Annotated in this window: 19 protein-coding genes; 5 read left to right on the forward strand and 14 right to left on the reverse strand. The window is 70.4% G+C overall.

The features are described from left to right. Positions 1-269: 269 nt before the first annotated feature. Together AB0E67_RS32980 and AB0E67_RS32985 are read left to right on the forward strand one after the other, a co-directional pair. Positions 270-2,117, forward strand: coding sequence for a bifunctional metallophosphatase/5'-nucleotidase (locus AB0E67_RS32980; protein ID WP_362033827.1), 1,848 nt, complete (start codon positions 270-272; stop codon positions 2,115-2,117). 295 nt (positions 2,118-2,412) lie between these two features. Continuing rightward, on the forward strand, positions 2,413-3,174 hold the full coding sequence (locus AB0E67_RS32985; protein WP_362033830.1) for a MerR family transcriptional regulator: 762 nt from the start codon (positions 2,413-2,415) through the stop codon (positions 3,172-3,174). Between the two features lie 381 nt (positions 3,175-3,555). Here AB0E67_RS32985 and AB0E67_RS32990 read toward each other — a convergent pair whose 3' ends face one another. The 5 genes from AB0E67_RS32990 to AB0E67_RS33010 form a co-directional block, all read right to left on the reverse strand. Beyond that, the gene (locus tag AB0E67_RS32990) at positions 3,556-4,194 is read right to left on the reverse strand and encodes a DUF5701 family protein (protein ID WP_362033833.1); all 639 of its coding nucleotides are present in this window, start codon (positions 4,192-4,194) and stop codon (positions 3,556-3,558) included. A gap of 313 nt (positions 4,195-4,507) precedes the next feature. Continuing rightward, positions 4,508-4,870 (reverse strand): hypothetical protein, encoded by a 363-nt coding sequence (locus AB0E67_RS32995; protein WP_362033898.1) that lies wholly within the window; start codon positions 4,868-4,870, stop codon positions 4,508-4,510. Between the two features lie 2 nt (positions 4,871-4,872). Further along, positions 4,873-5,484, reverse strand: a complete 612-nt coding sequence (locus tag AB0E67_RS33000) for an RNA polymerase sigma factor (protein WP_362033835.1) — start codon at positions 5,482-5,484, stop codon at positions 4,873-4,875. A gap of 42 nt (positions 5,485-5,526) precedes the next feature. Next, positions 5,527-5,616, reverse strand: coding sequence for an LPXTG cell wall anchor domain-containing protein (locus tag AB0E67_RS33005; protein ID WP_362033838.1), 90 nt, complete (start codon positions 5,614-5,616; stop codon positions 5,527-5,529). A 155-nt stretch (positions 5,617-5,771) separates the two neighbouring features. Further along, a complete protein-coding gene (locus AB0E67_RS33010) occupies positions 5,772-6,176 on the reverse strand; it encodes an ATP-binding protein (RefSeq protein WP_362033840.1) in 405 nt (134 codons plus the stop codon). Positions 6,177-6,269: 93 nt separating this feature from the next. Here AB0E67_RS33010 and AB0E67_RS33015 point away from each other — a divergent pair, with 93 nt between their 5' ends. Continuing rightward, positions 6,270-7,166 carry a phosphatidylinositol-specific phospholipase C gene (locus tag AB0E67_RS33015; protein WP_362033842.1) on the forward strand — a complete coding sequence of 299 codons (897 nt, stop codon included), beginning with the start codon at positions 6,270-6,272 and terminating at the stop codon, positions 7,164-7,166. 216 nt (positions 7,167-7,382) lie between these two features. Here AB0E67_RS33015 and AB0E67_RS33020 read toward each other — a convergent pair whose 3' ends face one another. The 9 genes from AB0E67_RS33020 to AB0E67_RS33060 form a co-directional block, all read right to left on the reverse strand. After that, a complete protein-coding gene (locus AB0E67_RS33020) occupies positions 7,383-8,294 on the reverse strand; it encodes a hypothetical protein (protein ID WP_362033844.1) in 912 nt (303 codons plus the stop codon). 38 nt (positions 8,295-8,332) lie between these two features. After that, on the reverse strand, positions 8,333-10,174 hold the full coding sequence (locus tag AB0E67_RS33025; RefSeq protein ID WP_362033847.1) for an alpha/beta hydrolase: 1,842 nt from the start codon (positions 10,172-10,174) through the stop codon (positions 8,333-8,335). Then, entirely contained in the window at positions 10,171-10,629 is a 459-nt protein-coding gene (locus tag AB0E67_RS33030; protein WP_362033849.1) for a hypothetical protein, read from the reverse strand. Before AB0E67_RS33030 ends, AB0E67_RS33025 begins: the two co-directional genes overlap by 4 nt. Positions 10,630-11,398: 769 nt before the next feature. Next, positions 11,399-12,895 carry a HAMP domain-containing sensor histidine kinase gene (locus AB0E67_RS33035; protein ID WP_362033852.1) on the reverse strand — a complete coding sequence of 499 codons (1,497 nt, stop codon included), beginning with the start codon at positions 12,893-12,895 and terminating at the stop codon, positions 11,399-11,401. Next, on the reverse strand, positions 12,892-13,623 hold the full coding sequence (locus AB0E67_RS33040) for a response regulator transcription factor (RefSeq protein WP_351520946.1): 732 nt from the start codon (positions 13,621-13,623) through the stop codon (positions 12,892-12,894). The genes AB0E67_RS33035 and AB0E67_RS33040 overlap by 4 nt, the downstream gene beginning before the upstream one ends. 42 nt (positions 13,624-13,665) lie before the next feature. Continuing rightward, complete coding sequence (locus tag AB0E67_RS33045; RefSeq protein ID WP_362033854.1) at positions 13,666-13,890, reverse strand: hypothetical protein; 225 nt, start codon at positions 13,888-13,890, stop codon at positions 13,666-13,668. Between the two features lie 10 nt (positions 13,891-13,900). Continuing rightward, positions 13,901-14,929 carry a trypsin-like peptidase domain-containing protein gene (locus tag AB0E67_RS33050; RefSeq protein ID WP_362033857.1) on the reverse strand — a complete coding sequence of 343 codons (1,029 nt, stop codon included), beginning with the start codon at positions 14,927-14,929 and terminating at the stop codon, positions 13,901-13,903. 175 nt (positions 14,930-15,104) lie between these two features. After that, a complete protein-coding gene (locus tag AB0E67_RS33055; RefSeq protein ID WP_362033860.1) occupies positions 15,105-16,145 on the reverse strand; it encodes a LacI family DNA-binding transcriptional regulator in 1,041 nt (346 codons plus the stop codon). Positions 16,146-16,196: 51 nt separating this feature from the next. Next, positions 16,197-17,009 carry a response regulator transcription factor gene (locus AB0E67_RS33060; protein ID WP_362033862.1) on the reverse strand — a complete coding sequence of 271 codons (813 nt, stop codon included), beginning with the start codon at positions 17,007-17,009 and terminating at the stop codon, positions 16,197-16,199. Positions 17,010-17,606: 597 nt separating this feature from the next. Here AB0E67_RS33060 and AB0E67_RS33065 point away from each other — a divergent pair. Continuing rightward, positions 17,607-18,389: an alpha/beta fold hydrolase gene (locus AB0E67_RS33065; protein ID WP_362033901.1), complete on the forward strand. Its 783-nt coding sequence runs from the start codon at positions 17,607-17,609 to the stop codon at positions 18,387-18,389. Between the two features lie 24 nt (positions 18,390-18,413). After that, positions 18,414-18,668, forward strand: a complete 255-nt coding sequence (locus tag AB0E67_RS33070; RefSeq protein WP_351520952.1) for a MoaD/ThiS family protein — start codon at positions 18,414-18,416, stop codon at positions 18,666-18,668. Positions 18,669-18,820 lie beyond the last annotated feature (152 nt).

The raw sequence follows: 18,820 nt of genomic DNA on the forward strand, positions 1-18,820 counted from the left end.
CGTTGTCGTCGGTCGACGACGCTCCGCGTCGCCTCCCTCCTCCGCCTTGCCAGGCTTGCCCCTCGCCCCGCTCCTTCCTCCGCCCCACCTATGCGCGCGCCCTCTAAGCCGTACGGGTGATATAGGAACTCCGTCGCGATTCCGACCGCATGGCAACCAGTTCGTAACCGTGCACACCTGTCGCGCTACGCGCGTTGACCCTAGGCTGCGCACGAAGTCTCCAGACTCGTCAACACTCTTTGACCTCCGCTGAACTCACAAGGGGACAGATGTCAGCGAAACCGCAGAAGAACCGCGCGTCCCGGCGGGTGCTCGCCGCCGCGGCCGGGCTCGCCACGGTCGGCGCGCTCGCCGCCGCGATGCCGGCCGGTGCCCACGACCGGGGGCATGGCCACGGTCACGGTCACGGCCACCACAAGCCCGCCCGCACCGTCGACGTGCAGCTGCTGTCCTTCAACGACCTGCACGGCAACCTTGAGCCGCCGGCCGGTTCGGCGGGCACGGTCACCGAGACGCAGCCGGACGGCACGCCGAAGGCGGTCCCGGCCGGTGGGGTCGAGTACCTCGCGTCCTCGTTGCGCACGGCGCGCAAGGGCCACCCGTACTCGATCACCGCCGCCGGTGGTGACATGGTCGGCGCGAGCCCGCTGCTGTCGGGACTCTTCCATGACGAGCCGACCATCGAGGCGCTCAACAAGCTGGACCTGGACGTCACGAGCGTCGGCAACCACGAGTTCGACGAGGGCGCGACAGAGCTGGCCCGCCTTCAGAACGGCGGCTGCCACCCGGTCGAGGGGTGCTACGAGAAGGGCAAGAAGTTCAAGGGTGCCGACTTCCCGTACCTCGCCGCCAATGTGACGAACGAGAAGACCGGCCGCCCGATCCTCAAGCCGTACACGGTGTGGAAGAAGAACGGCGTCAAGATCGGCTTCATCGGCGTGACCCTGGAGGGTACGCCGGACATCGTCACGGCCAACGGCGTCAAGGGCCTGAAGTTCCACGACGAGATCGAGACCATCAACAAGTACGCCAAGGAGCTGGACCGGCAGGGCGTCAAGTCCATCGTCGCGCTGATCCACGAGGGCGGGCAGCCCGCTTCCACCTCGTACGACTACGACTGCGACAGCTCCGGCCCCGGTGACGGCATCTCCGGTCCGATCACCGACATCGCCAAGGGCATCACGCCCAAGGTCGACGCGCTGGTCACGGGCCACACCCACCAGGCGTACGTCTGCACCATCCCGGACCCGGCGGGCAACCCGCGCATGGTCACCTCGGCGTCGTCGTTCGGCAAGCTGTACACGGACACGACCCTCACGTACGACCGCCGCACCAAGGACATCGTCCGTACGTCGGTGAAGTCGGCCGGCGCGCAGAACCCGCGGTCGGTCAACCACATCGTCACCCGGGACCAGCCCAAGGCCGATGACATGACGGCCCTGATCGCGCGCTGGAACGCCCTGGCGGCCCCGATCGCGAACCGCCCGCAGGGCTACATCAGCGCCGACATCGACGGCCGCGGCTCCACGGCGTACGAGAAGCCGCTCGGCGACCTGATCGCGGACGCCCAGCTGGAGGCCCTGGCCCCGGCGGACAAGGGCGGGGCGGTCCTGGCCCTGATGAACCCGGGCGGCATCCGCGCGGACCTGGTGTACGCGTCGGACGACGGCAAGACCGACGGCGTGGTGACGTACGGCGAGGCCTTCACCGTGCAGCCCTTCACCAACATGATGAACGTCGTCGACCTGACCGGCGCCCAGCTGATCACCGCGCTCCAGCAGCAGGTCAGCGGTTCCAACGAGGCCGGCCCGAAGATCCTCCAGATCTCCAAGGGTCTGACGTACACCCTCGACATGACGAAGTCGGGTGCCGCCCGCGTGGTCACCGACACCATCAAGCTGAACGGTGAGGCGATCGACCCGGCGAAGACGTACCGCGTCGCCATGAACGAGTTCCTGGCGGGCGGCGGCGACGGCTTCGCGGCGCTCGGCCAGGGCACGAACAAGCTGGTCGGCGCCTCCGACCTGGACGTGTTCAACGCCTACCTGGCGGCCCACTCCTCGGCCGCCGCGCCGCTGGCCCCGCCGGCGGCGGACCGGATCACGGTCATTCAGTAACTCTCCTACGGGGAAACCACCCGTACGCGGAGGACGACTTCCGGGTACGACGAATCGGGGCGGCGGGCCGGACGGGCCCGCCGCCCCTCGGCGTTCCCGGGAGCCGGCAGGGGCGCGCCACAGCGGTCGGCACGGTACGGGGGCCACGGGGCACGGGGGAGTGGCACGGTACGGGTCACGTCACGCGCGCCAGGGGTTGAAGTTGCCGCTGCGGCAGCTTCTACCGTCCTGACCAGGGCCGGAGAGACCGGCCCGGTAAGGCGTTCGTGAGGGGGGCTTCGTGAAGGAGACAGCGATGGAATGGCCGATCGCGGAGGTCGCTCGGATGTCGGGAGTGACGGCGCGGACCCTGCGTCACTACGACGAGATCGGCCTGCTGCCACCCGCCCGGATCGCGCTGTCCGGCCACCGCTACTACGAGGAGCCGCAGCTCCTGCGACTTCAGCAGATCCTCGTGCTGCGGGCGCTGGGCGTCGGGCTGCCCGAGATCGGCCGGATCCTGGCCGAACGGGTCGACGAGGTGGAAGCCCTGCGCGGCCACCACCGACGGCTGCTCGCGGAGCGGGACCGGCTCGACGCGCTGGCCGCCACCGTCTCCCGCACGATCGCCGAACTGGAAGAGTCCAGAAAGGACGGCCGATCCATGACCACGATCAACCGACCGGAGAACCTGTTCGAGGGTGTGCAGCCCTCCCAGTACGAGGAGAACATGCGCGACTTCCCCGAGTTCGCCGAGGAGGTCGGCCGACGGGCCGCCACGATGGGCCCGGCCGAAGCCGAGGCCGGGCACCGTCGGCGCACGGAGCAGATGATCCGGCTGGCCGAACTCATGGCCGCCGGGATTCCGGCCGACGCCGAGCCCGCGCAGGACGAGATCGATGCCCAGTACCGAACCCTGTCGGAGATGCGCGCCGCGTCCGCCGACGAGTTCCGGGCGATTGGGCGGGCCTGTGTGGACAACGAGGTCTGGCGCGCCGCGTACGAGGCGATCGCCCCGGGCCTGGCCGCCTACCAGCGCGACGCCATGGAGGCGTACGCCACGCACCGGCTGAGCTGAGCTGAGCCACGGCGAGGCCGCCGGTTCCGGCTCGGGACCGGAAACGGGGTTGGGGACGGGGCCAGGGCTCGGGCCCGTCCCCTGTCCAGGCCGGGTCAGGCGTCCCGGGCGGTCTCTCCCGCAGCCTCCCGGGCCACGTGCTCCAGTCGGTTCCGGTGGCTCTCCCACCGCCGCGCTGGCGGGCGGGGAGCAGGAGTAGCCGGGTGGCGGGTGGCAGCGGGCCGCGCCCCGGTGACGGCCGTACGGATCCTGGTCACCCTGGTCCGCCCGCGGTTCCAGCTTCCGCCTGCCGCACTCGCTGAGCCGTGCAGTTCCGCCCCCTGTAGCGGTACAGGCCCCCGCGAGTGCTCCGCTCCCCGCCTCGTCACAAACTGCGCCCCGTTACGAGCCCTGGTCCCGGCGGCCCGTCGCGGAGGCGAAGCCGAGCCAGGTGTGCCGGTTGCCCGCCCAGCACCAGCCCACCTTGGGGGCGTCGCGTCGCTCGCGGCCGTCCCGCCCGGTGCCGTTGCTGATCCAGACCGCGGGTGTGCGGGCGTCCAGGGTGCCGTTGGGTCTACGCAGCCGGGAGCCGATGGTCATGAAGCAGTGCTTGCGTTCCAGGACGTCGGGTCGCTGGAGCACCCAGTGGATGCCCTCGGTGAGCAGCAACGGAGTGCGGTCCTCGGCCGTGAGGGCGGGCAGTGCCTCGTCCGGGCTCCAGTTGGCCATTCGGTCGCCGCGGTCGAGACCGGTGAGGACGTAGAGCCGGGAGTCGGGCAGCGCGACCGTGTCGAGCGGGGCGAAGAGGTCGACATCAGCCATGTCGACAACGACGAATCCCGGCTTGTCCTCGCGGCGGAGCAACGGCGCGAGCGCGGAGGCCGGGGCCCGGTCAGGGTGAACGGCGAGCAGAGCGCCGCCGTCACAGCCCACCGGAGTCCTGGCGGCCTCGGCGGATGCGAACGTACGTAGCTCGTCGGCGGACAGTCCGGCGATCTCGTGCACGCCGAGTTCGATCAGCCGCTCGGCCTGCGCGGTCAAGGCGGGAAGTGAGGAGAGAACGGTAGGGACGTCAGACGCGGTTTCGGGCACGAGGCTCCCTGCGATGGCGACATGGAGGGCTCAGAGGGAACGTGACGGGTCGCGAGAATGTTCCCGCCGCGGACCAGCTGTTGAAGCAACTGGGCCGGGACAGCGGCATCAATCGTGGCGCTGCGCTGCGACGTGCTTGAGGGCGTGAGAACCATGAAAGTCCTGTCATGTGCGGCGCGCAGGGACGGGAATGCGGCTGACGGCCTGAGGGCCGTCGCTCCGGACACGCGGAGCGGACGCGGGCAGGAACCGACAAGCCGCTTCACCGGGAGGTGGCCGCGCCGTTGACGTCGGCTGTGAACTCCTCCGAGGTCTTCGCCGACGAGGGTGCCGTGGTGAGGGTGCAGACGCCGACCGCGCACCGGCGCTCCAGACGGCCACGGGAGATGGTCTGCGCCAGGCCGACCATCCAGCAGGTGGGGCAGCCGCGGAAGGCGATCAGCGCCAACGGGGCCGCCAGCAGAGTGACCGGGCCGACGGCGGGCACCAGGGCGATCGAGCCGATGAGCAGCCCGAAGCCGATGGCGCCGCGCACCAGATGGCGCGGGACGGACTTGCTGGCGAAGTCGGGCGCCGCGGGCTGCGCGGTGGCCCGGTGCTTGTCGCCCTGGGCGGGCTTCACGATGGTCACTTTCCTGTGTCTCCTCCGCCTGGTTGGCCGATGGCTTGGTCGGACGTCCCATCGGATGCGTGGTCGGTCGCTGTCAGTGAGTGACGCAGAGCGGCGCGCGCTCTGTGGAGCCGCGATTTCATCGCGGCGTTGCTCAGGCCGAGCGAGTGGGCGACGGTCTTGCCCGGCAGGCCCTGTATGTCCCGCATGATCAGGACCTGTCGCTGGTCACGGGGAAGGGAGCCGATCGCGGCCGCGATCCGTTCCACTTCCAGCCTGTGCAGAACCGCCTCCTCGGCGGATGGTTCCGCGGATGCCTCTGGTTCGGCCGATGCCTCGTCGCTCCGAGAGACGATCAGCCGCAGTTGCCGAAGGCATTCGTTGCGCACTACCCGGAACATCCACGAGGCAAGCGCGCCGGTGGCCCGCAAGGTGCCGATCTTCCGGTAGAGGATGATCAACGCCTCCTGCGCCGCGTCCTCCGCGTCCTGCGGCGAGGCGCACAGCGAGATGGCGAACTTGCGTACATGAGGCCGCGATTCCACGACGACGGTGGTGAGCGAAGTGACATCGCCGTCCTGAGCGGCCCTGATCAGCCGCTCGTCCGGCCAGGAAAAGCGTTGGTTCATGTGCTCCTCATACCTGGAAGGTGCCCGTGCGGCAGACGCGGTTCAGCCGCGGCTCTTGTAGCGCCGCATCAGGTACCAGCTGCACGCGCCCACGAGCAGGACCCCGATCACTACGAGACCAGTGACCATCATTGGTGCTTCCTCCCGGTTTCTGCCGACCCGTTCGGCCGGTACACGGATAAGAGACAGGGAGACCCCGAGAGGATTCGCGCCCGGCCGAACTTTTTTCTTCCCGGACACCCCGCCTCGCGAAAACGCGAGCCCCGTGTGCCGGTGGCCCCCGGTTCTCAGAGGGCTGACCCGAGCGTGAACCAGACCGCCTTCCGGTACGGAACGTGGGTGTCGAGAACGGCTGAGCCCCCGGCCAGGGCCAACTGCTCCACGAGCAACAGACCCTTTCCACCCACTTGTTCGGGGCCTTCGCGGAGGACCGTCGGTTTCGGCAGCATCCAATGGGCGTCGTCCGTGACCGAGACGGTGACTCGCGCCCGCCGGAGGACCGCCTCGACGCCGATCGCCGAGGTGGGGGTATGGCGATGCGCGTTGGTGACGACCTCGGTGACGCACAGGCGCGCGTCGTCGACGAGATCACGGTGACTGCTGAGGGCGAGGAGGGATGCGATGAAGTCCCGCGCGAGCTTCGCGGACGCCCGCGTCCCGTGTACGGGGGTGGTGACGGCGAGGGGGAACACCGGTTCGCCGTGTTCCGGATCTGACGTGTGCCCGCCATAATCCGAGGGCCGATCCCCTCACCCCGTTCCCCCGCCCCAGACGGAGACACCCGCATGAGCAGCCCGTCCGCTGGTTCGCGTCGCACGTTCCTGGCCGGCGCACTCGCCGCAACCGCCACCGTCCTCCTGGGTGCGAGCACCGCCGAGGCCAGGACCCGGCAGGTCCTCACCACCCAGGACTGGATGGGTGCCCTCCCCGACGCCACCGCGCTGCAATGCCTCACGATCCCCGGATCGCACGATTCCGGCGCCCGATACGGCGGGCCCTGGACGGAGTGTCAGAACACGGCGATAGCCGATCAGTTGAGCAGCGGCATTCGCTTTCTGGACGTGCGGTGCCGGGTCACCGGCGGCTCGTTCGCGATCCACCACGGGGCCTCGTACCAGAACATGATGTTCGGTGATGTCCTCGGCTCCTGCTGGGACTTCCTGGCCGCGCACCCCACCGAGACCGTGCTGATGCGGGTGAAGCAGGAGTACTCGCAGGAGAGCGACGCGACGTTCCGGGCCGTCTTCGACGACTACCTCGACGTACGGGGCTGGCGCCCGCTGTTCCGCATCGACCCGGCGCTCCCGTCGCTGGGCCAGGCGCGCGGCAAGGTCGTCCTGCTCGCGGACAACGGCGGACTGCCCGGCGTACGCTACGCCGACCCCGCGCTCTTCGACATCCAGGACGACTACATGGCGGAGCCGTTCGCCAAGTACCCCAAGATCGAAGCCCAGTTCCGTAAGGCCGCTCGGCAGCCCGGGAAGCTGTACATGAACTACGTCAGCACCGCGGCCCTGCTGCCCCCGCGCGGGAACGCGGACCGGCTCAACCCTCAGGTCCACTCGTTCCTCGACGGCTCCGAGGCGTCCGGCTGGACCGGTCTCGGCATCGTCCCGCTGGACTTCCCGGCCACCCGGTCCGGTCTCGTGGAGTCACTGATCCGGCACAACTCGGGGCTCTGAGGAGCCGGGGCGGGTGCTTTGGCGTCCACTTGTCATCGCCTTGGCCTCCACGGCTGGCCGGCCGAGGCGGCCAAGGCGACGGTGGGCACTCGGTCCGGCACCGGCCGCCCATGACGTACAGGGCATCGGCCGTGTACGCGCGGCCCCCGGACAGGACGGCTGCCGAACTCGGGCCGCACGGCGCTCACGCGCCGCGTCCCCTGGCCGTGACCGGCACTAGAGGACCGTGGCCGCCGGGCCGACGACGGGTGTCGTCACCGCGACACGTACGGTGCCGGTGGCCGAGGGGGCGAGCTGTGCGATTGTGCCCTCTTCGGGGTGGCGTGCGATCAGGGCAGGGGAGCCCGCCGCCGTCGGTAGGTGGCGCACGTGCCAGCCCGCGCGCTGGAAATAGGTCTGAGCGCGTTCCAGGGCCTTGGCGATCTCGGCCTCGGGCAGCGGCTGGGTCGACCACGTGTGGTGGACCGAGGAGCCGGACTCGTCCCGGACGGTCCTGAGACCTTCCCCGGGCTGTGTGGGAGCCGACGCGGTCCGCAAGGCGTCGTAGATCCGGCTGGAGTGGCCGAGGGCGCGGTGCGTGGTGGGGCCGTCGGCCTGTGAGGCCTTCAGCGCGGCGGGGTCGGCCGTGGCCGCGCTTGATGACTTCCCGGGCGGGAGGAAGCAGCCTGACCTCACCTTGAGGGTAGCGGTGCCTTCGCCCTTGGCACGGTCCGAGATCCCTGTGATGCCTTCCATCCAGAAATCATTGAGTTCCGTGCGCATGCTGACCCAGGGATAGGGGCCGGACATATCCTCTTTGTCTGATGAGTCGTACTCGTAGCCTTGCTTCAGCCAGGCATCCCGTGCTTGCAGCACAAGGTTCTTGGCCTCGGCCCCCGGAACCCCGGTCAGCTTGTAGAAGAGGGTGACTTGCAGTCGGTCGTCGGGGCCGTGGTCATCCCTGGCGATGCAGGGGCCAACGGTCTCCGGTCCCGTACGTTCCAGTACCGGCTTGGGCGACATGCCGTCCACTGCCTGGCGAATGATTTCTTCTGCCCGGTCGATCGCTTGCTGCTCATTCATCGTGATCTGTTTCGGTGTGTCTCCGTCGTCTTCCTGTGTCCCACACGCGGTCACTGTGACCATCATGGCCAGTAGCACAGCAGCCGGGATTGCTTTCCGTGGATTCACGGCTGTCCTCCGGTGACGATCTTCGCCAGGCTGTTAAGGGGTTTCTTGTCCCAGTACTGGGAGTGTGCGGGCATCATTTCGCCGCCCGAGCCCGGGAACTTCCCGCCGGGGACATCGAAGACCGTGCCGCCGAAGTCGTCGGAGACCGGGTCGGTCCCGTGGACGATCGAGTGGTCGTCGAAAAGCCTCATATACGCCTTCGGATTGAGGGGAGCGAGGGGGCCCGCCGGGGGCGGGGCGAGGTTGATCAGGTCGTTCTTGGCCGTCGCCGCGAAAACACGGTCCGGCGGGATGTTCAGGTCCTTCGCGTGATCCACACCCACGCCCGGGCTGCCCACCATGATCGCGTTGTCGACCGGCAGGTCCAGATGCGTGCTCATGGTCTGGCCGGCCACCAGGGACCCGTAGCTGTGGCCCAGGAGCGTCTGGTTCACATCGCGATGGTTGGCTTCCTCGATGCCCTGCACGAAGTGGCCCAGCGGCACCTCCGCCTTGTCGGCCCACTTGGTCTCCGTCGCTTCGGTCGTGATGCCCTGCGGGGCGTCGTACCCCAGCCACACGATCGAGGCTGTCCCTCGGGAGCCGTCGGTGGCTTCCGCCTGCGCCTGGAGAAGCTGGGCCCTGCTGATGTCCCCGTCGATGGACTCCAGCTTGGCGAACGTCCCCGGAACGTACGTCACCACGTTGTCGGCGGTGTCCGGATTGCCGATGGAGACGATGGCGCGCCCCATGTCGTTGCCGTCGAATCCGAGCAGATAGGGCCGATTGCTCTCGCTCGTGTAGCTGTCGAAGCGTCTCTGGATGGCGTCCATGCCCTTGAAGCCGTTTTCGAGCTGTTGCTTCTTCTCGCTCCACTCCTTCCATTCCTCGGTCGGGACCCTCGCGCCCGGCACCTCAAGGCCCGTTTCGGGGTCGACGAAGGGCCGGTAGTGTTCGGGCTCCCTCTTGAGCCAGGCGTCGTACTCCACCTGCTTGGCGGCGCGCTGTTCCGCGAGCACCAGACGGTTCGCGTCGTCGCGCACGTCGGAAGGCAGGCCGTCGAGCGCTCCGATGCTCGCGGGATGCATGGATACGTAGGCGGCGCGCTGCTCCTCGGAGAGGCCCTTCCACCAGTTGGCGTTGTCCTGGGGCCAATCGTTCTTCGGCGGCGGTTCGATCGTGTCGAGGTAGGCGTCGGCCGCCGTGCGTACGCCGCCCGTGTCCGACGTGACGTCCGCCCAGTCGCGTGCGGACACGGTCAGATCGTCGTCGGCCTTCAGCGCGCGTAGTTTCGGAGCCCATTTCGCGTCGGCTTCCGTGGCTTCCTTCAGCGCGTCGGCGATCCGGTTCGCGTACTCCACGGCCTTGCCGTAGTTGGGGTTCGGGTGGATGTCCACCGCTTGGCGTTCCACGGCGTCGGACGTGCTGGTGCCTCCGGCCTGCCCGGTCACCGTGCCGCCTCCGGCCGTCTTCTCCTCGCCGGGTTTTCTGCCCGCCGGATACGTGACCGAGCCGTCCGCGTTCACCTTGCAGCCGTCGGCCACGGCGTCAGCGAGCGCTGCGTCCAGCTTCCGCTTCGCTGCTGTCATGTCGAAGGCGAATCCGTTGAGGGCCGTGCCGACCACGCCGCATTCGGTCTGCATGTAGTGGAGATTCTCTGCCAGGGCTTGGAGCTGCGTCTGTGACGCCTGTGCCGCCTCACCTCGCAAGGACTTGCGCATCCCTGCGGCGACCGTGTTCTCGATGTGGTCCTTGGCCGCCTGTGCCATCTGGCTCATGGCGTGGTACCCGTCGGCGGCCTCCTCGAACTCGGGCGGCTTGAGGGCCTTGAGCGCGCTGAAGTCCATGCCCGCCGTCACCGGCCCTTGTCCTGGCCGCCGACGGCGTCCGTGTCCGCGTACTTCTGTTTCAGCCTGTCGAGTTCGCCCTTGACCGCTTCGTCAGTCGCCAACTGGTCGTTGCCCGCCTGCTCCAGGAGCTTCTGGAGGGTGCCGCACCGTTCGCCGACACTTCTGGCGTACTTCTTCCAGGAGCTGTACACGTCCTTCTGTGCCGCCGCGCTCAGGCACCCCGTCACCTCGCCGAGTCCGGCCTGACCGTCCTCCAGTTGCGTCAGCGCGGTGCTGATGTTCCCGCGTAAGGAAGCGATCCCTTCGCCGGCCGTGGCCCACGCCTTCCTGCTGGACTTCAATGTGCCGGTCGCGGCGCCGTCGGCTAAGAAGCCCGGCTCGGCCGGGGCCTGGTTCAGGCGCATCGCCACGGATTGCCGACCGGTCACGTCGGCTTTGATCTGCTCCCACTCGTCCCACGCCATGCGCGGTCCCTCCCCGTTTGTTTCTGCGAATCCCGGCTCGGCCGAGGACACTACCTCGCGGTGGGGCAACGCTTGGAGCAAACTCGGAACCCCGGTCCCGGCGGGGTGCGGGAAGGAACGGTTTTCGGTCGCGTCATGCGGCAATGTCGTGCGGACCGGTGTTGTTGACAGGCGGAGATCTTCGGCGATGTGTGCGCCCGTCGCCTGTTCCAGTGGACGCCATGTGACGGGCGTTGTGGTCGGCGCCGTGCCGTCATGGTGTACGGGCTCGCCGAGGACGGTGCGCCGACCGAACCTTTATGAAGCAGTGACGCCATGGCGGCGGCTTGGGAAATGTTCACGAGTGCGTATCCAGCGTCGGTGGCCGGCAACGTCCCGACCAGCTCCCGCGTCGTGAGCACGTGCCGTCCGGCCTGCGGGGCGCCGTATGCAGGGCTGGAGCGGTCGGGGTGCGGCGGCCGGCGGCATCGTCGGCGGGGGACGGTCGGCGGGGCGCCGCAGTTCGCCGCCGAGTTCCGCCGTCGGCTCTGAGAGCCTGTCGGACGACCGCTGTCCGGTCGGCCACGCCCTGACATGCTTCCGGCTCCTTGGAATCGCATGCGCCATGCCGCGTCCGCTTTCGGTCGAAGGTCAGCCGACAGGCTCTGAGCCGCGGCGGGGTCCGGGGCCTGCTCCTGTCAGGGTCCGAACGGCGTGCGGTCTCCCGAGCGGTCCCCGGGAGGCCGCACGCCGTTCCGGTCCGTGCGGGTGAGCCAGCCTCCGCCCCCGCTCACAGCCCCGGCGGCGGTTGCGGGGCTCCTGGCAGTCGGATCGACGCGATCGTGCCGCCTCCTTCGTCCTCGTCCGGCGCCGGGCGCAGGGAGACCGTTCCGCCCGCCTGCTGGATCGTGCGGGCGACGATGGACAGGCCGAGGCCGGAGCCGGGGAGCTGGCGGGCGGACGGGGAGCGCCAGAAGCGTTCGAAGACGTGCGGCAGCTCCTCGGCGGAGATGCCGGGGCCGTGGTCCCGTACCGTCAGCTCGCCGTCCCGCAGGGCGACCTCGATCGTGCCGCGCGGCGGGCTGAACTTGACCGCGTTGTCCAGGACGTTGACCACCGCGCGCTCCAGCGCGGCCGGTTCGGCCCGTACGTACCACGGGGTCAGGTCGGCCCGGATGGTCAGCTCGGGGCCGCGCAGCCGGGCGCGTTCCAGGGCCGTGTCCGCGATGTCGTGCAGGGCGACGACCTGGAGCGGGCCGGGTGTCGCCGCGTCGGGGCGGGCCAGTTCCTGGAGGTCGCCGATGAGCGACGCCAGCTCCGTCATCTGCGCCTTCACCGACGTCATCAGCGCCTTGCGGTCGTCCGGCGGGATGGCCCGGCCGGTCTCGTCGCTGCGGGCGAGGAGTTCGATGTTGGTACGCAGCGAGGTCAGCGGGGTCCGCAGCTCGTGCCCGGCGTCCGCGATCAGCTGTGCCTGGCGGTCCCGGGAACTGGCCAGGGAGGCGGTCATGGAGTTGAACGAGCGGGACAGCCTCGCGATCTCGTCCTCGCCCTCCGCCGGGATGCGGACGGTGAGGTCCTCGGTGCGGGCGACGTGCTCGACCGCCTCGGTGAGTTCGTCCACGGGCCGCAGCCCGGTGCGGGCGACCCACAGACCGGCCGCCCCCGCGCCGAAGACGCCGATGCCGGAGACGACCAGCAGCACCCACGCCAGGGTGGACAGCGGGTCGTTGATCTCGCTCATCGGGCGCGCGACGGACACCGCGATGCGGCCCGTGGCCCCGCCCGGGATCTGGGTGATCTGCAGCAGCGGGTGGGTGTAGACCCGCATCCTTGTGCCGTTCGCGGCCGTGGCCGAGTGCAGGGCGTCGGGCCGGTCCTGGTCGACGACCGCCATGTCCGCCCGGGTCACCGGGAGCGGGGACACGTCGGGGGCGTTGCACACCGTGCCCTGGGAGTCGATGAGCTGGACGGTGTACTTCCCGGTGAACGGCCGGGGCGGCAGCGGGGTCGTGCCCCGGCAGTACGCGTACAGGTCCGACAGATACCTCGTGTCGATCTCGGAGCCGCGCAGCGAGGAGTCCAGCTGGTCCTCCAGCTGCTCCCGGGTCACGAACCAGCACGCCGCCGCCACCGCCGCCACCGCGAACGCGACCGCCGTCGCCACCAGCAGCGCGAGCCGGGTGCGCAGCGGCAGGGTGCGGAGCCGGCGCAGGAACCCGGCTGTCCGTGCCCCGGTCGTCCTTGCCCCGGCCGTCGGCGACCCGCCCGCCGGCGCCTCGGTCATCCGTCACCGCCGCCGGTGCGGAGCGCGTAACCGACCCCCCGCACCGTGTGCACGAGCCGCGGTTCGCCGCCCGCCTCGGTCTTGCGGCGCAGGTACATCACGTACACGTCCAGGGAGTTGGAGCTGGGTTCGAAGTCGAAGCCCCACACGGCCTTGAGGATCTGCTCGCGGGTGAGCACCTGGCGCGGATGCGCGAGGAACATCTCCAGCAGGGTGAACTCGGTGCGGGTCAGCTCGACCCGGCGGGTGCCCCGGGTGACCTCGCGGGTGGCGAGGTCCATCCGCAGGTCGGCGAAGGCCAGTACGTTCTCGTCGGTGCCGCCGCCGGTCGCCGCGGTGGCGTACGAGCTGCGGCGCAGCAGGGCCCGGATGCGGGCGAGGAGCTCGTCCAGCTCGAAGGGCTTGACCAGGTAGTCGTCGGCACCCGCGTCGAGGCCGGTGACCCGGTCGCCGACGGTGTCGCGGGCGGTGAGCATCAGGATGGGGGTGGTGGTCCCGGCGGAGCGGAGCCTGCGGGCCGCCGTCAGGCCGTCCATCCGGGGCATCTGGATGTCGAGGACGATGAGGTCGGGTGCGTACGACTCGGCCCTGGCGAGGGCGTCGACACCATCGACGGCGACCTCGGTGCCGTACCCCTCGAACGCGAGGCTGCGTTGCAGCGCTTCGCGTACGGCGGGCTCGTCGTCGACGACCAGGATGCGCTGCGGATCGTCCTCGGCGGGGCTCATCGCTCGTTGTCCTCTTTTCGTTCCGTGCGGTCCTGGCTCCTCTCAGCCTCGCACGGCCTTGGCGCGTCGTCGCGCGGCCCGGCTCCTGCGGCCTGCGGCGGAACGGACCTCCGGGGCGCGCCGGGGCCCGGAGGCCCGGTGCGCGTCCGGCTCGGCGGCGTGATCCGCGGCGGGACCCACGATGGAATCCGCGGCGAGCTCTGTGACGAGAGCGAGCGGCAGGGCCAGGTCGGCCGGGCCGGTGAGGGTGTGTGCGGGGTGTTGCATGGCTGTCTCCTCAGGAGCCGTTGCCGGCCCGCAGGGTGGCGAGGTCGGCCTTGAGCGTGTTCACCGGGATGGCGAAGCCGAGGCCCACGCTGCCAGCGTCGGCGCTGCTCGATCCGCCCGCCGAACTCGCCGAGTACATCGCGGAGTTGATGCCGATGATCTCGCCGTTCATGTTGATGAGCGCGCCGCCGGAGTTGCCGGGGTTGAGCGAGGCGTCGGTCTGGATGGCCTTGTACGTGGTGGTGGAGTCGCCGGTGTCCCCGTTGAACTGCCGGCCGCCGAACTCGAACGGCCACTGCCCGCCGCCCGGCCCGCTCCAGCCCTGGTCCTGGCCGCTGCCGCCGCCGTCGTCCTTGGCGACCGTGACATCGCGGTCGAGCGCGGAGACGATGCCGCTGGTGACGGTGCCGGTGAGGCCCTCCGGAGAGCCGATCGCGACGACCTGGTCGCCGACCGCGACCGTCGAGGAGTCGCCCAGCGTGGCCGTCTTGAGGCCGCTCGCGCCCTGGAGCTTGATGAGAGCGAGGTCCTTGCCGGGGTCGGTGCCGACGACATGCGCGGTGTACGAGCGGCCGGTGCTGAGCGTCACCTTGATCGACGAGGCGCCGGAGATGACGTGGTTGTTCGTGACGACCTCGCCGTCGGACGTGATGACCACCCCGGAGCCGGTGGATTGGCCCGCGTTCGAGGCCGCGTTGATCTCGACGATCATCGGTGAGACGGCCTTGGCGACACCGGTGACGGTGCCCTTGCCGCTCTGCGAGACCGGGGTGCCGGGGATGACACTTCCGGCGCTGGTGCCGGTCGCGTCGTTCCGGGTCAGCTGCCCGATGGCGGTGGCGGTGCCACCGCCCACGGCCGCCGCCACGATCGCCACGGCCGCGAGGAGGGCCACCGGACGCCTGGCCCGGCGCCGGGGCTCGGCCGGCTCGGCGGGGGGCGCGGGGGAGTAGGACGGCGGTGGCGGGTACGACGCGTCACCGTCGCCGTACGAGGGGTACATCGGGTACTCGCCGCTCGGGCGCTGGCTCTCTGTCATGTCCTCAAGCGTCGGGGCCGAACATGAGAGCATCCTGAGCGCGCCCTGAGAAGCCCGGCAGAACCTCGTATGCCCGATATAAAGCCGAAAGGGCCGGGGCCGACACCCCCGGGCTGCGCCCGGTGCGCCCCGGACCCGACGGACGGTCCGGGGCCCGCGCGCCGACGGTACCCCGTCACACCGCGGTGCCGGGCTCCCCGCAGCCGCACGAGCGCCGGACCACCAGCGCCGAGGGGAACTGCTTCAGCCGTTCCCGCCGCGACCCCGACACCCGCAACGAGTCGTCGAGCACCAGGTCCACGGCGGCCCGCGCCATCGCCGGGCGGTCCGAGTGGACCGTGGTCAGCGGCGGGTCGGTGAGCCCGGCCTCCTTCACGTCGTCGAAGCCCGCGACCGCGAGCTCCCCGGGCACGTCGATCCGCAGTTCGCGCGCGGCCCGCAGCACGCCGATGGCCTGGTCGTCCGTCGAGCAGAAGATCGCGGGCGGCCTGTCCGGGCCCGCGAGCAGCTTCAGCGCCACCTGATAGGCGTCGTAACGGTTGTACGGGGCCTGGAAGAGGCGGCCCTCCGTCGAGCGGCCCGACTCCTGCATCGCGCGGCGCCAGCCCTCGATGTGGTCGGCGACCGGGTCACCGACCACCGGGGTCGACTCCACGCCGCCGAAGCACGCCACGTACTCGTTGCCGTGCTCCAGCAGATGGCGGGTGGCGAGCTGGGCACCGCCGATGTCGTCCGTGACGACCGCGACGTCCTCGATCGCCTCCGGGCGCTCGTGCAGCAGCACCACCCGCGCGTCCCACGCCTCGATCTCGGCCGCCGCCCGTTCGCTGGGGCCCTGGCTGACCAGGATCAGCCCCGAGACCCGCATTCCGAGGAACGCGCGGAGATAATGCACCTCGCGCTCGTCGCGGTAGTCGGAATTGCCGACCAGCACCATTTTCCCGCGCTCGGCGGCGGCCTGTTCGACCGCGTGCGCCATTTCCGCGAAGAACGGCTGCCGGGCGTCCGGCACGATCATTCCTATGAGGTCGGTCCGCCGCGAGGCCATTGCCTGGGCGACCCGGTCGGGCCGGTAGCCCAGCTCCTTGATCGCGGCGAGCACCCGCTCGCGCGTGGCCGGGGCGACCGGCCTCGGTCCGTTGTTGATGACATAGCTGACCACCGCGGTCGACGTACCCGCCAGTCTCGCCACATCGTCCCGCGTCACCTTGGCCACGCGCGGCAGTCTACGCGGATCGACCCTCCGGAAGGCAGGCCGTACCTCGGCTCATTCCGAGGCACCGGCCCTCGTCGGCTGCTCCGAACGGGGCGCGGAGCCGGTCGCGGCCGGTGTTCTGACCTCCGCCGCGGACCGGGTCCCGGCGGGAGCCGCGGCCTGTGCCTTGGCCTCCTCCGCGGCGCGCTCCACCTTCTCCGGTACGACGAAGCGGTAGCCGACGTTGCGGACGGTGCCGATCAGCGACTCGTGCTCGGGGCCCAGCTTGGCGCGCAGCCGCCGTACGTGGACGTCGACCGTACGGGTGCCGCCGAAGTAGTCGTAGCCCCAGACCTCCTGGAGGAGCTGGGCGCGGGTGAACACACGGCCGGGGTGCTGGGCCAGATATTTGAGCAGTTCGAATTCCTTGAAGGTCAGGTCGAGGACCCGGCCCTTCAGCTTCGCGCTGTACGTCGCCTCGTCGACCGACAGGTCGCCGTTGCGGATCTCCATCGGGGAGTCGTCGCCGGCCATCTGCCGACGGCCGGTGGCCAGCCGCAGCCGGGCCTCGACCTCGGCGGGTCCGGCCGTGTCCAGCAGTACGTCGTCGATGCCCCAGTCGGCGGTGACGGCCGCGAGACCGCCCTCCGTCACGACGAGGACCAGCGGGCAGCCCGGCCCCGTGGACCGCAGCAGCTGGCACAGCGACCGCACCTGCGGAAGATCGCGGCGGCCGTCGACCAGGATGACGTCGGCACCGGGGGTGTCGACGAGCGCGGGGCCCTCCGCGGGCGCCACCCGCACGCTGTGCAGCAGGAGACCGAGGGCGGGAAGCACCTCCGTCGACGGTTGAAGCGCGTTCGTCAGGAGCAGCAGTGAACTCATCGCCACCCACCTGCCCGGTTCGTCGGTCGATGATGGTGCACGGTTCGCTCGCCCATTACGTCGGTCCTCCTCGTTCCCTGCGAGAGGGGCACTCCCGGGACGGGCCCGGGGGAGTATGCGGCACTTCTTCGTTCGTTTTCGCGCGGCCCTTTGCACGGTTGCACGGTCACGCGGTACGGCCCCGCGTCCCCGGGCCGCTGAGCTTGTGGAAACGTCGCCGTAACAACGCCTGGAAAGCGCAAAAGGACCCGGGGGCTTCTCTGCCCGGATCCTCTTCCCAGCAGAATAGCCCACATGAGTTCTGCGCCCGAGGGACGATTTCGGAGTTCCCCTGTTCCCTTGCTCACGCCCGGTGGTCCGTCCGGTGGTACGGACGGTTCCTCGCGTGCCTCGCTGCTGACCGACGACGGTGTCCGTATCGAGGCTCTGTACGAGCCGCGCGCGGTGGCGGGACGGGCCGTCGCCGGATCATCCTTCGACGGTACTGCGGGCGACGGCGTCACGGACGGACGCGAGAGCGTCGTGGACGGGCACCGCGGTGCCGCGGAAGGCGGCTGCGTCACGGACGGCGATGTCACGGACGGCGGCGTCGGCCTCATGAACGGCTACGGCTACGGCTCAGGCACCGACGGTGTCGCGGACGGTACGGCGATCGTGATCGCCCACGGTTTCACCGGTTCACTGGACCGGCCCGCGGTACGGCGTGCCGCTCGGGTGCTGGGCCGGCACGCGGCCGTGGTCACGTTCTCGTTCCGGGGGCACGGCAGGTCCGGTGGCCGGTCGACGGTGGGGGACCGCGAGGTGCTGGACCTGGCGGCCGCGGTGCGGTGGGCCCGGGCGCTGGGACACCGGCGGGTGGTGACCGTCGGGTTCTCCATGGGCGGTTCCGTGGTGCTGCGGCACGGGGCGCTGTACGCGGCGGGCCGGGAGGCCGGGGGGACGGAGGTCCCCGCGGAGGTTCTCGCGGATCCGGAGGTCCGTGCGGACGCCGTGGTGGCGGTGAGCGCCCCCGCCCGCTGGTACTACCGGGGCACCGCTCCCATGCGCCGTCTGCACTGGCTGGTCACCCGGCCCACCGGCCGGCTGGTCGGCCGCTACGGCTTCGGTACCCGCATCGACCGGGACGACTGGGACCCGGTACCGATCTCGCCGGTCGAGGCGGCCGGTCTGATCGCCCCCGTTCCGCTGCTGATCGTGCACGGCGACCGGGACCCGTACTTCCCGCTGGACCACCCCCGGATGCTTGCCGGGGCGGCGGGCGACGGGGCCGAGCTGTGGCTGGAACCCGGCATGGGGCACGCGGAGAACGCCGCCGACGAGAGCCTGCTCACCCGGATCGGTGACTGGACCACGGCGGCGTGCTCGATGATGGGCAGCTGACGCGATACGAGAGGAGCCGCCGTCATGCCAGCGGGAACGATCCGCTACTGGGCCGCCGCCAAGGCCGCCGCCGGGACCGCGGAGGAGCCGTACACGGCCGCGACCCTGGCCGAGGCCCTCGACGCGGTGCGCGAGCGGCACCCCGGCGAGCTCACCCGAGTGCTGCGAAGGTGCTCGTTCCTCGTCGACGGTGAACCGGTGGGGAGCCGGAGTCATGAGACCGTACGCCTTGCCGAGGGCGGCACGGTCGAGGTGCTCCCACCGTTCGCAGGAGGGTGAACCCCAGAACATGAGCAGCAACGATCAGCAGTACCCGTACGGCCCGGCCCCGGACCAGGGTTACGGGCACGGGTACGACGGGCCGTCGGCCGGGCAGCAGCCGCAGCAGCCCCCGCACGCCGCGCGGCCCCAGGATCCGTACGCGTACGGCG

The organism is Streptomyces sp. NPDC032161 (assembly GCF_040636995.1).
Classification (GTDB): domain Bacteria; phylum Actinomycetota; class Actinomycetes; order Streptomycetales; family Streptomycetaceae; genus Streptomyces.